Here is a 12,999-nt window from a genome sequence, read left to right as displayed (position 1 = left end):
GCCTCCGTCAGGCACTTCTGTACACCCTGCGCACGCAGAATCCACAGAAGCGTAATCAATACCGGAATTTCGGGGGCGGAATTCTAACGAAGAAAGCCGCGCAATGCGCGGCTTTCTTGAATCAGCGGTCAGATTGAGTAGCAATCAGAGACGCTGCAGGTCTCGCTGAGCCAGCTGAGCGGCTGAGGTGCCCGGATATTGAGCAACCACTTGCTGAAGGATACCCTTCACTTTGTCAGTGTGACCCAGTCGACGTTCAACGTCCGCCAGCTTGTACAGGGAATCAGGCACTTTGGCGTGCTTTGGGTAAAGCTGACTGACCTTTGCGAAGGCCTGACCGGCACCTTGAAGGTCACCCTTGGCCAGATTGACTTCGCCCAACCAGTATTGAGCATTGCCCGCGTACTGGCTGTTCGGGTATTTGCGCAGGAACGCCGCAAAAGCCTGACTGGCCTTGTCGAAGTCTTTCGCCTTGATCAGGTCGAAAGCAGCGTCGTAATAAAGCTTTTCTTTCGCTGGGTCACCGGGCTCGCTGCTCGCCTGAGGCGCTTGAGCGGCTGATGACGCGGGTGCTCCGCCGGCATTGCTGCCACCGTCGGATGCGGAATTGTTGGTAGCTGATGGGGCAGATGCGCCTCCAGCTCCGATACGGGAATCGAGATCTTTGTAACGATCCAGCGCTTCTTGCTTCATCTGCTGGATATCGTTCTGCTGAACTTCCACTATTCCGCGCAAGCGCGAAATTTCGTCCTGCATTTGCTGCAATTGCATGAACAGCTGACCTTGCGCCGAAGGCGCGGCCGTAGCCGCACCCCCGGCGTAGGCGCCAGACGTGCCATAACCCGATGGCGGATAACTGCTACCAGCAGAGCCAGAGTTGTCATCGACCACAGGAACCGCACCCATCGCTGCAAGAGGAAGGGTGAGAGCCAAAACGGTTAAAGCACGTCGGCACGTTCGCATGTCAAATTACTTACGCAGTTCGACGCGACGGTTTTGAGCCCACGATTGCTCGTCGTTACCGGTAGCAACTGGACGCTCTTCACCGTAGGAAACGAGTTCCAGCTGAGCTGGCGAAACGCCTTGCAGAACCAGGTAGCGTTGAACGGCTTTCGCACGACGCTCGCCCAGGGCCAAGTTGTATTCGCGAGTACCGCGTTCGTCGGTGTTGCCTTCCAGAACTACGCGAGCGCCGTTGGCTTTCAGGTCTTTGGCGTGAACGTCCAGAGCGCGCATGGCTTCTGGCTTCAGGTCGGAACTGTCGTATTCGAAGTAGAAAGTGGTGATAGCGCGCAGAGCAGCTTCTTCGCTCAGGCTGCCATCAACAGCGCCAGAGTTAGCGCCGTAACCAGCGTTAGGATCAACAGCAGCGCCGCCAGCACCGGCATTGTCGCCGCCTTTGGACGAGCAACCTACAGCTACAGCCATGGCCAGAGCCAGCGCAGCAAATTTACCAAACTTCAGCATTTCCATCGTAAAACTCCTAATGAACCCCAAGTGTGTTAAGTACAACGTAAAGCGCCGCGTCAGTTCAGGTAAGGGGACCAGGAAGGTTCTCTGACTTCGCCTTGAGCGGTAGGAAGCGGGAGCCTTACGCGTCCATTAATGGACACGAGCATCAAGACTCCCCGGCCCTGCTGGCGGGTGGCGTAGATTACCATGGTGCCGTTAGGCGCAACAGTAGGCGACTCATCAAGGTTGCTGTCTGTGAGGATTTTTACGCTACCGCGCTGCAAATCCTGAGATGCCACCTTGAAGTTAGTGAAGCCATCTTGACGATGGATCATCACCAGAGTCTTTTCATCCGCCGATAACTTAGGGTTGGCATTGTAGTTACCGATGAAAGTAACGCGCTCTGCCCCTCCGCCATTAATATTGGTTTTATAGATTTGTGGCTTGCCGCCGCGGTCAGACGTGAAATAAAGCGTGGAGCCGTCTTTACCGAAGAACGGTTCTGTATCAATGGAAGAATCGTTGGTCACTCGCGACAATTGACGCGACGCCAGATTCATCACATAGATTTCCGGGTTACCATCTTTCGACAAGACCATGGCCAGCTTAGTGCCATCCGGGGACCACGCAGGGGCGCCGTTCAGGCCTTCGAAGTTGGTGATCTGCTCGCGACGACCGGTGTCGATGTGCTGAACGAAGATCCGTGGGCGCTTCTGTTCGAACGACACATAGGCAATACGCTTGCCGTCGGGCGCAAAGCGAGGCGACAGGATCGGCTCACGGGACTGCAACAGCGTGACAGCGCGGGCGCCATCGTAGTCCGAACGCTGCAGGGTGTAGCGCGTGTTGTCAGTGGAAAAACGTTCCGCAGTCACGTACAGCATGCGGGTCGAAAACGCACCCTTAATGCCGGTCAGCTTCTCGAATGACTGGTCGGCAATGTAGTGCGACATGTCACGCAATTGGTCTGTGGTGCCCGAAACGTTGCCGGTCAGGACCTGCTGCTCGGTGGCCACATTGAACAGCGCGTATTGGACCTGCAAGCGACCGCCCGAAGGAACAATGCTGCCGACCATGACGTACTGGGCACCCAGCGCCTTCCAGTCACGGAAGATGACTTCGCTGGCCTGGCTTGGCTGGCTGATCATGTTTTCCTTTGGAATCGGCGAGTAGTAGCCCGAGTTCTGAAGGTCGTTGCCAATGATCTTGGCCATGTCTTCCGGCAGCACACTGCCGCCCTGCAAGCCGAACGGCACCACCGCGATTGGCGTAGCGCGGTCACTGCCGCTTGTTACCAGAATGTTCTTTTCGTCGGCAGCGGCGAAACCCGCTGCGCAACACAGAACGACAAGCATTCCTCGAAGAAGGTTAATCACAAGGCTAGGTCCTCAGGTGTGAATGTCATCTTGAATGAACGGTAAGGTGCGAAGTCCGAAGGCTTCATTCCCTGCATCTCTGTCAAACGACCAATGTTCTTGACCGCCGCTACTGCTGAACTGTCGAAAGGACCATCGCCGCTGGACTTGCTCACGTTGACCGAAGTCACGGTGCCGTCCGGCAACATGTTGATCTGCAAGACGACCGTCATGCCCTTGCGCGCGGAAGGGGGACGTGCCCAACCTTCAGCCGCCCGAGAGCGAATCAAATCATCGAAGCTGCCAGCCACTTCGTCGCCACGCTCATCGGCCAGCGCCTGTTGGCGTTCCGGCTTGTCGGAAAGCAGGTCGGCCAGTGCTTGCGCCTTCTTGTCTTCCGCTGATTTGCGGGCAGCGTCCTGGGCTTTCTTCTTCGCGTCTTCCGCAGCCTTCTTCTTGGCGTCCTCAGCCGCTTTTTTCTTCGCGTCTTCGGCAGCCTTTTTCTTGGCGTCGTCTGCAGCCTGCTTCTTCGCGTCCTCGGCAGCCTGTTTCTTGGCTTCCTCGGCGGCCGCGCGCTTGGCGTCTTCCTCGGCTTTCTTCTTCGCGTCGTCTTCGGCTTTCTTCTTGGCTATATCAGCCAATTGTTTCTCTTCAGCGGTTTTCTTCGCGTCATCCGCTTTTTTGGCTTCGGCCTTCTTGGCGTCGTCCGCAGCTTTTTTCGCGTCATCGGCCTTTTTGGCGTCGTCAGCTTTCTTGGCTTCTTCAGCCTTTTGCTCTTCGGCTTTTTGAGCGGCATCGGCTTTCTTTTGTTCCGCCGCCTTCACCGCCTCCTGCTCAACTTTTTTCTGCTCCATCTGCTCGACTTCGGTTTGTCGCGCAGCGGACTTCTTCGCCTCACCGGCAAGCTTCTGGTTGGTCTGGGTGGTTGCCTGACTTTTTGATTTCAACTGATAGAGCGTGGCCTGAACAATCGGCCTGGCTTCAGGAAGCTCGGGCGTCATTGCGAAGCTGACGAACAACAAACCAAAAATCAGGACGTGCAGTCCTACCGCCCAGACGGACGGCCAGAAGTAGCTTTCCGAGGCGGACGGCTCTCGAATCGGCTGCATCAGGGGGCCTCGGTAATCAAACCAACGTTCCCGACCCCGGCCTTCTGCAACCCGCCCATCGTGCCCATGACAGCGCCGTAGTCGACCGTCTTGTCGCCACGGATGAACACTTGGGTCTGCTTGCCCGCGTCACGACCGGCTGCAATGATTTTGGTCACGGCGCTGGTCAGTTGGGGCAAGGTCATTGCCTTGTCCATTTGCTTGTCGGTGTCGACTTCGCTGCCAAGGTTCCAGTAATAGGTCTTGTCAGCCTTGATCGAGATCGTCAGAACCTGATTGTTGTTGTCCTGCGGCAAAGCCTCGCTGGAGACCTTGGGCAGATCAACTTTCACGCCCTGGTTGATCATCGGAGCCGTCACCATGAAGATAACCAGCAGCACCAGCATCACGTCGATGTACGGCACCACGTTCATTTCGGCGACCGGCTTGCGCTTGTTGCGTCGGCCGCGAGCGATTAAAGCCATTGGGAAATACCTGCTTATTCTTCGCTGGTGTGCACTTTACGGTGCAGGATCGCCTGGAACTCGTCGGCGAATGTGTAGTAACGACCGATCAGGTTCTCGCCACGAGCGGCGAAACGGTTGTAAGCGATGACCGCAGGAATCGCGGCGAACAGGCCGATGGCAGTGGCGATCAGCGCTTCGGCAATACCCGGTGCAACCGTGGCCAGAGTGGCTTGTTGCGCCGTAGCGAGGCCGCGGAAGGAGTTCATGATGCCCCAGACGGTACCGAACAGACCGATGTACGGGCTGGTGGAACCCACGGTTGCCAGGAAGGGCAGGCTCTGCTCGAGTTTCTCTTCTTCACGGGAGATCGCGACGCGCATGGCACGTGCAACACCTTCCATCACGGCATCCGGATCGACGCCAGCCTGCTGACGCAGACGGGAGAATTCCTTGAAGCCCGCGCGGAAGATCTGCTCTACGCCGGAGTCCGGGTCCGGGTTGCTGCCGGCCTGACGGTAGAGCTTGGACAGATCGATACCTGACCAGAAGCGCTCCTCGAAGCTGTCCAACGCGCGACGACCGGCGCGCAGCATGGCGCTGCGCTGAAAAATCATGATCCACGAGGTGACCGAGGCGGCCACCAGGATCAGCATCACCAACTGCACAACCACGCTGGCATTGCTGACCAAACTCCACATGGAGGAATGGTCGACGACGTTAGCTTCCACGCTGTATCTCCTGCTCTGAATGTGTACCCGCGCCGCCCTGCCCGGCAAAGGCCGTGCGCAGAGCTTCGGGAATGGCCCGGGGTTTCAAACTGTCGGCGCGCACACACGCCACCAAAAACTGCCCTTCGCAGAGCAGTACATCATCCGCAGCCCGCCTGACCTGTTGCTGAAAGCGCAGGCTGGCGCGGTTCAATTCGATTACTTCGGCGCTGATCAGCAGTTCGTCGTCCAGCCGCGCGGGCTTGTGGTATCGAGCCTCGCTTGAATGCACGACGAACAACAGGTTCTCGACACCCGCCATTGCGGATTGGGCAAAGCCCAGTTCCCGCAGTCGCTCGGTTCGAGCCCGCTCCATGAATTTCAGGTAATTGACGTAGTAAACGATGCCGCCGGCATCGGTGTCCTCGTAATAAACGCGACAACGATGTGCGAACGACTGAGCCCCGTTTTGCGCGCGCATACTCTAGTGCTTACTCCTCAGGTTGCCAATCCGGCCAGGCAACTGTTTTTCATCGTTTTTACTGCCCGCGTCACATCACTTAACGGTGACTGCCCTTCAGACCCTCAATCACCCGAATAAATCGCTCAATTGTGCATTTATTCGTCAGGGTCTTCGACCGGTTCATCCATCACCGCCCGGTCGCCCATCCGCGAGGGAATGTTCAGACCAAAGTGCAGGTATGCATGCCGCGTGACCATGCGGCCGCGAGGTGTGCGCATCATATAGCCTTGCTGAATCAAATAGGGCTCCAGCACGTCTTCAATTGTGTGTCGTTCTTCGCTGATCGCCGCCGCAAGGTTGTCCACCCCGACCGGCCCGCCATCGAACTTCTCGATCATCGTCAGCAGCAAGCGCCGGTCCTGATGATCGAAACCGCGCTCGTCGACGTCCAGCAGGTTCAGCGCGAGGTCCGCAATCGCCTTGGTGATCTCGCCCTTGGCGCGCACCTCGGCGAAATCCCGCACCCGACGCAGCAGCCGGTTGGCGATCCGTGGCGTGCCCCGTGCACGGCGGGCAATCTCGAATGTGCCTTCGTCCTCAATGTACAGCCCGAGAATTTTCGCCGAGCGCGACACGATTGTGGCCAGATCCGCGGTGCTATAGAACTCAAGACGCTGCACGATACCGAAGCGGTCACGCAGCGGATTGGTCAGCATGCCCGCACGGGTGGTCGCCCCCACCAGCGTGAACGGCGGCAGGTCGAGCTTGATGGAGCGCGCCGCAGGGCCCTCACCGATCATAATGTCCAGCTGGAAATCTTCCATTGCCGGGTAAAGCACTTCCTCGACAATGGGAGACAGACGGTGGATTTCGTCGATGAACAGCACGTCGTGCGGCTCAAGATTGGTGAGAATCGCCGCAAGATCACCCGGCCGCTCGAGCACGGGCCCCGAAGTGCTCTTGATCGAAACGCCCATTTCCTGAGCGATGATGTGTGCCAGCGTGGTTTTACCCAGGCCCGGCGGACCGAAGATCAGCGTGTGGTCCAACGCTTCACTGCGCCCGCGCGCCGCCTGGATGAACAGCTCCATCTGCTCACGCACGGTGGGCTGACCAATGTAGTCGGCCAGGCTCAGCGGCCGGATGGCACGGTCCAGTTGCTCGTCACGGTCACGCCCGGTGGCGGCGATCAGACGGTCGGCATCTATCACTTACAGCATCCCCTTCAATGCGCGGCGAATGAGGTCTTCGCTGCTGAGATTCTTGTCCTTGATCGCGGTCACTGCCTTGCTCGCTTCCTGGGGTTTGTAGCCCAGGGAAATCAAGGCGCTGACTGCATCCGACTCCGCCGTCGCCACTGCCATCGGCGCGCCTGGTCCGTCCGATACCAGGGCGAAGGTGCCCGGCAGCGAATCCCACGCCTTGAAGCGATCTTTCAGTTCAACCAACAGACGCTCGGCGGTCTTCTTGCCAACGCCCGGGACGCGGGTCAGCGCGGAGGTGTCCTGCGCCTGGACACAGCGCACCAACTCATCCACTTCCAGCGTCGACATGAGGGCCAGCGCCAGCTTTGGTCCGACCCCGTTCAGACGAATCAGCTCGCGGAACATCTCGCGGTCACGCTTCTCGTAGAACCCGAACAACAGGTGCGCGTCCTCGCGGACCACCAGATGGATGTGCAGCGTCACGGTTTCGCCCAGATGAGGCAGGCGATAAAGCGTGGTCATGGGCACTTCGACTTCATAACCCACGCCGTTGACATCCAGTACCAGATGCGGCGGCTGCTTCTCGACCAACGTACCGCGTAGACGTCCAATCACGAATCAAATCCTTTCCAGATGCCCGTCGCTGCGACGGGCCGTGCTAACGCAAATAATGCCATCAGAGCCGCAGACGACCACCACGACTGCGCGCGGTATTGAGGCCGTGAGGGATGAGGCTGGATCGGGTATGTGCATGACACATGGCGATTGCCAATGCATCCGACGCATCCACCTGAGGCTTGGTGGTCAGCTTGAGCAGATGCATCACCATCATCATCACCTGATCCTTGTTGGCACCGCCTGTTCCGGCGACGGCCTGCTTGACCTGGGTCGCAGTGTACTCGGCGATCTCCAGCCCCTCTTCGGCGCCCGCAACAATAGCGGCACCGCGGGCCTGACCCAGCTTCAAGGCCGAGTCGGGGTTACGCGCCATAAACACCTTTTCGATGCCCATGGTCACCGGGCCGTACGTCTGAATGACCTCGCGCACGCCGCGGTACACAATCTGCAGCCGTTCATGAAGCAAGCCTGTGCCCGTACGAATGCAACCCGAGGCCACGTACTCGCAGCCACGCCCGGTATCACGCACCACGCCAAACCCGGTAATTCGTGAACCGGGGTCGATACCTAAAATAAGAGTCATAACGCCTGCAGCTTGAGAGGTAACGCGAACAATTGGACGCAGCATAAAGGCAGAAGCCGGAGGCCGATAGCGTTGATCATCAACGCTTCGTGCGCTCCGGCCTCAAGTCCGAGCGGGCGAAGGATCAGCCAAGCTGCTCCAGCACCTCGTCCGGGATTTCTGCATTGGAATAGACGTTCTGCACATCGTCCAGGTCTTCCAGCATATCGATCAGCTTGAGGACCTTTTCCGCCATGTCCAGATCGAGCACCGCACTGGTGGTCGGCTGCATCACGATTTCCGCATCAGCGGGGGTGAAACCAGCGGCCTCCAGCGCATTGCGCACAGCGTAGAAACTGGAGAACGAGGTAAATACGTCAATGGAGCCGTCTTCGTGGGTCACCACGTCGTCAGCGTCCGCTTCCATGGCAGCTTCGATCAGCGCGTCTTCATCAACGCCCGGTGCAAAGGATATCTGCCCCTTGCGCTCGAACAGATAGGACACCGAACCGTCAGTCCCCAGGTTGCCACCGCATTTGCTGAACGCATGGCGTACGGCAGCCGCGGTCCGGTTGCGGTTATCGGTCATGGTTTCGACCATGACCGCGACGCCGCCGGGGCCGTAACCTTCGTAGCCCAGTTCGACCATGTCATCGGCATCGGCCGCACCGGCGCCACGAGCGATGGCGCGGTCGATGATGTCGCGGCTCATGTTCGCGCCGAGGGCCTTGTCCTGCGCCAGACGCAAACGCGGGTTCGACGCCGGATCACCACCGCCCTGACGGGCAGCGACGGTCAGTTCGCGGATCCACTTGGTGAAGATCTTGCCTTTCTTGGCATCCTGACGCTCTTTGCGGTGCTTGATGTTCGCCCACTTGGAATGACCAGCCATAACACGCTCCAAACCTTGAAACACGCACGCCCGCGCTTGATCGCTCACACGCAGACGCTTCACTCGAATCTGTGCCCGGAATGGGCGGGGATCAGGGCGGACCGAATGGTCGGTCCGCCGAGCCCTTGTCTACACGGCTTACTCGGCCTTCGGCGTCTCGCGCAGGCGGATGTGCAGCTCACGCAATGCCTTGGCATCAACCACGCCCGGCGCCTGGGTCATCACGTCCGCAGCGCTCTGGGTTTTCGGGAAGGCAATGACTTCACGAATGGACTGAGCGCCGGTCATCAGCATGACCAGACGATCCAGACCGAACGCCAGACCACCGTGGGGCGGCGCGCCGTACTTCAGCGCATCGAGCAGGAAGCCGAACTTCTCTTGCTGTTCGTCTTCGGAAATACCCAACAGACGGAACACGGCCTGCTGCATTTCCTTGCGGTGGATACGGATCGAACCGCCGCCCAGCTCAGTGCCGTTCAACACCATGTCGTAGGCGCGGGACAGCGCCGTCGCAGGGTTGGCTTCGAGCTCTTCAGGGGAGCATTTCGGCGCGGTGAAAGGGTGGTGCAGCGCGGAGAAGCTGCCGTCGTCGTTCTCTTCGAACATCGGGAAGTCAACGACCCACATCGGTGCCCACTCACAGGTGAGCAGGTTCAGGTCGTGGCCCAGCTTGATGCGCAGGGCGCCCAGTGCTTCGCTGACGATTTTGAACTTGTCAGCGCCGAAGAACACGATGTCGCCGTCCACTGCACCCACGCGATCAAGGATCACGTTGAGGTTGGCTTCCGGGATGTTCTTGACGATCGGGGACTGCAGGCCTTCGACGCCCTTGGCGCGCTCGTTGACCTTGATGTAGGCCAGACCTTTGGCGCCATAGATGCCAACGAACTTGGTGTACTCATCGATCTTGCTGCGCGGCATGCTCGCGCCGCCGGGAACGCGCAGCGCCGTGACACGGCACTTCGGATCGTTCGCAGGGCCGCTGAACACCTTGAAGTCCACAGCCTGAAGCTGATCGGCAACGTCAACCAGCTCCAGCGGGTTGCGCAGGTCCGGCTTGTCGGAGCCGTAGCGGCGCATGGCTTCTTCGAAGGTCATGTGCGGGAAGTCGTCGAACTCCACATCCAGCACTTCCTTGAAGAGCTTGCGGATCATGGTCTCGGTGATGCCCATGATGTCCTCTTCGTTGAGGAAGCTGGTCTCGATGTCGATCTGAGTGAACTCAGGCTGACGATCGGCACGCAGGTCTTCGTCGCGGAAGCACTTGGCGATCTGGTAGTAACGGTCGAAACCGGCAACCATCAGCAGTTGTTTGAACAGCTGAGGCGATTGCGGCAGGGCGAAGAAGCTGCCCGCATGGGTGCGGCTTGGAACCAGATAGTCACGGGCGCCTTCGGGCGTGGCGCGGGTGAGGATCGGCGTCTCGACATCCAGGAAGCCGTTGCCGTCCAGGAAGCCACGGATGCTCGAGGTAATACGCGAGCGAAGACGCAGCTTTTCAGCCATCTCCGGACGACGCAGGTCGATGAAGCGATAACGCAGGCGGGTTTCTTCGCCGACGTCGGAGTATTCGTTGAGCGGGAACGGCGGGGTTTCCGACTCGTTGAGCACTTCGAGCTCGTAGCCCAGCACTTCGATCGCGCCCGACGCCATGTTCGGGTTGACGGCGCCGGCAGGACGCGCGCGCACCTTACCGGTCAGCTTGACCACGTATTCACTGCGAACACGGTCGGCGATGGCGAAGGTGTCAGCACGATCCGGATCGAAAACCACTTGGGCCAGACCTTCACGATCGCGAATGTCGAGGAAAATCACCCCCCCGTGGTCGCGACGGCGATGGACCCATCCGCAAAGGGTAATTTCCTGACCTTCCAGGCTCTCGTTCAGTTGGCCGCAATAATGGCTGCGCATCATGATCGTGTGTTCACTTCTCGTAATTCGGAATTCGATGGAGCTTTCGCCCGTCGCCGGTGCAAGGGTGCGCAAGCTTTGGCATGCAGTCCGACCTGACGGTCAGTTCCTGCCTTCCACAGTAAGGCGGGGGATTATATAGGGATAATCATCGCTGTGCAGCCGCGCAGCCCGATACCGGGCAAGAAGATGTCGGCGCGGCGCGTGGATGGCGCGGTGCCGCCAGCGAATGCAGGCCCGCCGCAACGGGCCCGCTGAAATCAGGTCATGTCGGGGACGGCGTCAACCGCAGGCCCTCGGCACTCAATACGTGCGCTACGCACACGACGCGGATCAGACCGCTGAAGTTCTTGACGCCGCCGTAACGCAGATGAACCTCGCGATCGACGTAGGACAGCACGGCATTGATGGAGCAATCGTTGAATCGGGCCATTTCGGACAGAATATTCCAGTACACCTCCTCAAGTCGCAGGCACGTGGCCAGCCCATTGAGCCTCACCGATCTGGCGTGCGGCTGGGCGAGGCTCATGTTGAAATTTTCGATAAAAGGGTCGCCCCGGGCGTTCAGACACTGGGTCGGCTCCCATCCCTCTCGGGCAGTATTCAGGTTCATGCAGGTCCCCCTTGTTGCGATTACGGATTTGGCATCGGCACCTTCGCAATCAGTTGAAAAGAGGTGTCTATCAAGCCGTATTCCAAAAGGCGCAACCAGCAGAAGGAGCACTCTGAACCTGTAGGAGATCGCCACGCTGCAGGGGTGATTTTCGAGAGGCGGCAAACGGCCCAGACCCTATCTCCCTCGGGGTGTTAGATATGTATTTTTTGCCGATTTATTTCCTCCCGTTCAGCCGACGACTGCAGTCAGCCCGACTCGACAAACTCGGCGAATGCGTTTTACAGATGAGCGCGATGAGCGGAGGGATTTGACACAGAGGATGAATCAGGAGGGGACAGTCGTGCGAGGCGGGTAGCAGCAGTGCGGAGCGGGCACTCGTTACGTTGCCCGCGCCTGTGTTTCGTTGATCAGCTGTCGCTTACTGCGTGTCTGATTACTGGGTTTCCAGCATCGAGCGCAGCATCCAGGCCGTTTTCTCATGCACTTGCATGCGCTGGGTCAGCAAGTCCGCCGTTGGCTCGTCGCTCACTTTGTCCAGCAACGGGAAGATGCCCCGTGCCGTACGGGTGACCGCTTCCTGCCCCTGAACCAGCGAACGAATCATGTCCTCGGCCGCAGGTACGCCCTCTTCTTCCTTGATCGACGACAAACGTGCATAGGTCGAATAGGTACCCGGGGCCGGGAATCCCAGTGCGCGGATACGTTCAGCGATCTGATCCACAGCCAGCGCCAGTTCGTTGTATTGCTCTTCAAACATCAGGTGCAGCGTACGGAAAGCCGGGCCAGTCACGTTCCAGTGAAAGTTATGGGTTTTCAGATACAACACGTAGGTGTCTGCCAGCAGGCGGGAAAGACCGTCCACGATGGACTTGCGGTCTTCTTCGCTGATGCCGATATCGATTGCCATGTTCAGCCCTCTTCTATGATGGTTTTTTTCAAACGACTGCCGACCACTCTATCAAGACCATTGACCCTGCGCAGCCATCTGTCGGGATTAGTTCGGCCACGACGGCCGCGGTCAGACCCGCTTCATTTAATAGCAACGATCGGCGTGACGGTTTGTTTATGGCGGCCGCTCTGGAACGAGCTTTTGATCGCAATCAAAAAAAACCGGCATACGGCGGCAATCATCCGCCTGCACGGGCGCTAAGCGCTTGATTTGAGTAGCTCTCGGCTTTGCTGTTAAATACATACGCGCTGCCACCAAAGTGCCGTCCGGCGGCAGTGCATAGGCAGGACCGACACTCGTGCATCACGCCTCCCTTTTTTCCCGAAGCGTACCGAAGGTCACCCGCTATTTCCTTGTGATCCATCTTAATGTGAGTCATCGAAATGTTGAAAATAGTCCACCTGCTAACGGGCGCAGCTGCCCTGCTGCTGTCTTTCATCCCCAGCCTGCGTAGTGAAGCGCTGTCTTCTTACCTGTCCCAACCGGATGCGCTGTACCTGGCGCTCTTCGGCCTCATCAACCTGGTGCTCGCGCCAGTGATTCCCTACTGGAATAAAGGTCCACGTCATCAACTGCAAAACCTGGTCAGCGGCTTGCTCGTGCTGGCCGTCGTGCTTCAAATCCTCACGCTGGTCGTTCCACTTGAAACCATCGCCGGCCAACCGGCCGTTCTGGTCAGTCTGCTCGCTGTCGTGATTGCCGTGGCATTGCACC

At 58.7% G+C, this 12,999-nt stretch carries 14 protein-coding genes and 1 pseudogene; 1 reads left to right on the top strand and 14 read right to left on the bottom strand.

Annotation, left to right across the window (positions count from 1 at the left end; all coding sequences use genetic code 11):
* Positions 1-144 precede the first annotated feature (144 nt).
* From ybgF to SLW75_RS11365, 14 genes are all read right to left on the bottom strand, one after another.
* On the bottom strand, positions 145-963 hold the full coding sequence (gene ybgF, locus SLW75_RS11430; protein ID WP_065989717.1) for a tol-pal system protein YbgF: 819 nt from the start codon (positions 961-963) through the stop codon (positions 145-147).
* Between the two features lie 6 nt (positions 964-969).
* Positions 970-1,473, bottom strand: coding sequence for a peptidoglycan-associated lipoprotein Pal (pal, locus tag SLW75_RS11425; protein WP_065989719.1), 504 nt, complete (start codon positions 1,471-1,473; stop codon positions 970-972).
* Positions 1,474-1,526: 53 nt separating this feature from the next.
* A complete protein-coding gene (tolB, locus tag SLW75_RS11420; RefSeq protein WP_410934679.1) occupies positions 1,527-2,807 on the bottom strand; it encodes a Tol-Pal system beta propeller repeat protein TolB in 1,281 nt (426 codons plus the stop codon).
* Positions 2,808-2,824: 17 nt separating this feature from the next.
* Positions 2,825-3,916, bottom strand: a complete 1,092-nt coding sequence (gene tolA / locus SLW75_RS11415) for a cell envelope integrity protein TolA (RefSeq protein ID WP_065989723.1) — start codon at positions 3,914-3,916, stop codon at positions 2,825-2,827.
* On the bottom strand, positions 3,916-4,380 hold the full coding sequence (gene tolR, locus SLW75_RS11410) for a protein TolR (RefSeq protein ID WP_037014073.1): 465 nt from the start codon (positions 4,378-4,380) through the stop codon (positions 3,916-3,918). The genes tolA and tolR overlap by 1 nt, the downstream gene beginning before the upstream one ends.
* Before the next feature lie 14 nt (positions 4,381-4,394).
* On the bottom strand, positions 4,395-5,090 hold the full coding sequence (gene tolQ / locus SLW75_RS11405) for a protein TolQ (RefSeq protein ID WP_037014076.1): 696 nt from the start codon (positions 5,088-5,090) through the stop codon (positions 4,395-4,397).
* Entirely contained in the window at positions 5,080-5,550 is a 471-nt protein-coding gene (ybgC, locus tag SLW75_RS11400; protein ID WP_093463495.1) for a tol-pal system-associated acyl-CoA thioesterase, read from the bottom strand. The genes tolQ and ybgC overlap by 11 nt, the downstream gene beginning before the upstream one ends.
* Before the next feature lie 137 nt (positions 5,551-5,687).
* A complete protein-coding gene (ruvB, locus tag SLW75_RS11395) occupies positions 5,688-6,743 on the bottom strand; it encodes a Holliday junction branch migration DNA helicase RuvB (RefSeq protein ID WP_410934490.1) in 1,056 nt (351 codons plus the stop codon).
* The gene (ruvA, locus tag SLW75_RS11390) at positions 6,744-7,352 is read right to left on the bottom strand and encodes a Holliday junction branch migration protein RuvA (protein ID WP_065989737.1); all 609 of its coding nucleotides are present in this window, start codon (positions 7,350-7,352) and stop codon (positions 6,744-6,746) included.
* A gap of 61 nt (positions 7,353-7,413) precedes the next feature.
* Positions 7,414-7,938 carry a crossover junction endodeoxyribonuclease RuvC gene (gene ruvC, locus SLW75_RS11385; RefSeq protein WP_065989739.1) on the bottom strand — a complete coding sequence of 175 codons (525 nt, stop codon included), beginning with the start codon at positions 7,936-7,938 and terminating at the stop codon, positions 7,414-7,416.
* A 124-nt stretch (positions 7,939-8,062) separates the two neighbouring features.
* Positions 8,063-8,809, bottom strand: a complete 747-nt coding sequence (locus SLW75_RS11380) for a YebC/PmpR family DNA-binding transcriptional regulator (RefSeq protein ID WP_065989740.1) — start codon at positions 8,807-8,809, stop codon at positions 8,063-8,065.
* A gap of 138 nt (positions 8,810-8,947) precedes the next feature.
* The gene (gene aspS, locus SLW75_RS11375) at positions 8,948-10,723 is read right to left on the bottom strand and encodes an aspartate--tRNA ligase (RefSeq protein ID WP_065989742.1); all 1,776 of its coding nucleotides are present in this window, start codon (positions 10,721-10,723) and stop codon (positions 8,948-8,950) included.
* Between the two features lie 262 nt (positions 10,724-10,985).
* Positions 10,986-11,333: a ribbon-helix-helix domain-containing protein gene (locus tag SLW75_RS11370; RefSeq protein ID WP_065989744.1), complete on the bottom strand. Its 348-nt coding sequence runs from the start codon at positions 11,331-11,333 to the stop codon at positions 10,986-10,988.
* A gap of 436 nt (positions 11,334-11,769) precedes the next feature.
* The gene (locus tag SLW75_RS11365) at positions 11,770-12,243 is read right to left on the bottom strand and encodes a Dps family protein (RefSeq protein ID WP_037014103.1); all 474 of its coding nucleotides are present in this window, start codon (positions 12,241-12,243) and stop codon (positions 11,770-11,772) included.
* A 425-nt stretch (positions 12,244-12,668) separates the two neighbouring features.
* Between SLW75_RS11365 and SLW75_RS11360 the strand changes: the two are divergent.
* Positions 12,669-12,944, top strand: a pseudogene (locus SLW75_RS11360) (cold shock domain-containing protein membrane protein); the annotation flags it as partial.
* Positions 12,945-12,999: the final 55 nt, after the last annotated feature.

It is taken from the genome of Pseudomonas sp. W5-01, from assembly GCF_046540435.1.
Lineage (GTDB): Bacteria > Pseudomonadota > Gammaproteobacteria > Pseudomonadales > Pseudomonadaceae > Aquipseudomonas > Aquipseudomonas graminis_B.
This window is presented reverse-complemented; position numbering and strand designations above follow the sequence as displayed.

Excerpts from the sequence above, each read along its gene's own strand:
- ruvC (WP_065989739.1), bottom strand. The coding sequence starts at position 7,938 with ATGACTCTTATTTTAGGTATCGACCCCGGTTCACGAATTACCGGGTTT.
- SLW75_RS11365 (WP_037014103.1), bottom strand. The coding sequence starts at position 12,243 with ATGGCAATCGATATCGGCATCAGCGAAGAAGACCGCAAGTCCATCGTG.
- SLW75_RS11380 (WP_065989740.1), bottom strand. The coding sequence starts at position 8,809 with ATGGCTGGTCATTCCAAGTGGGCGAACATCAAGCACCGCAAAGAGCGT.
- tolB (WP_410934679.1), bottom strand. The coding sequence starts at position 2,807 with ATGCTTGTCGTTCTGTGTTGCGCAGCGGGTTTCGCCGCTGCCGACGAA.
- ybgC (WP_093463495.1), bottom strand. The coding sequence starts at position 5,550 with ATGCGCGCGCAAAACGGGGCTCAGTCGTTCGCACATCGTTGTCGCGTT.
- tolA (WP_065989723.1), bottom strand. The coding sequence starts at position 3,916 with ATGCAGCCGATTCGAGAGCCGTCCGCCTCGGAAAGCTACTTCTGGCCG.
- tolR (WP_037014073.1), bottom strand. The coding sequence starts at position 4,380 with ATGGCTTTAATCGCTCGCGGCCGACGCAACAAGCGCAAGCCGGTCGCC.
- SLW75_RS11370 (WP_065989744.1), bottom strand. The coding sequence starts at position 11,333 with ATGAACCTGAATACTGCCCGAGAGGGATGGGAGCCGACCCAGTGTCTG.
- pal (WP_065989719.1), bottom strand. The coding sequence starts at position 1,473 with ATGGAAATGCTGAAGTTTGGTAAATTTGCTGCGCTGGCTCTGGCCATG.
- ybgF (WP_065989717.1), bottom strand. The coding sequence starts at position 963 with ATGCGAACGTGCCGACGTGCTTTAACCGTTTTGGCTCTCACCCTTCCT.
- aspS (WP_065989742.1), bottom strand. The coding sequence starts at position 10,723 with ATGATGCGCAGCCATTATTGCGGCCAACTGAACGAGAGCCTGGAAGGT.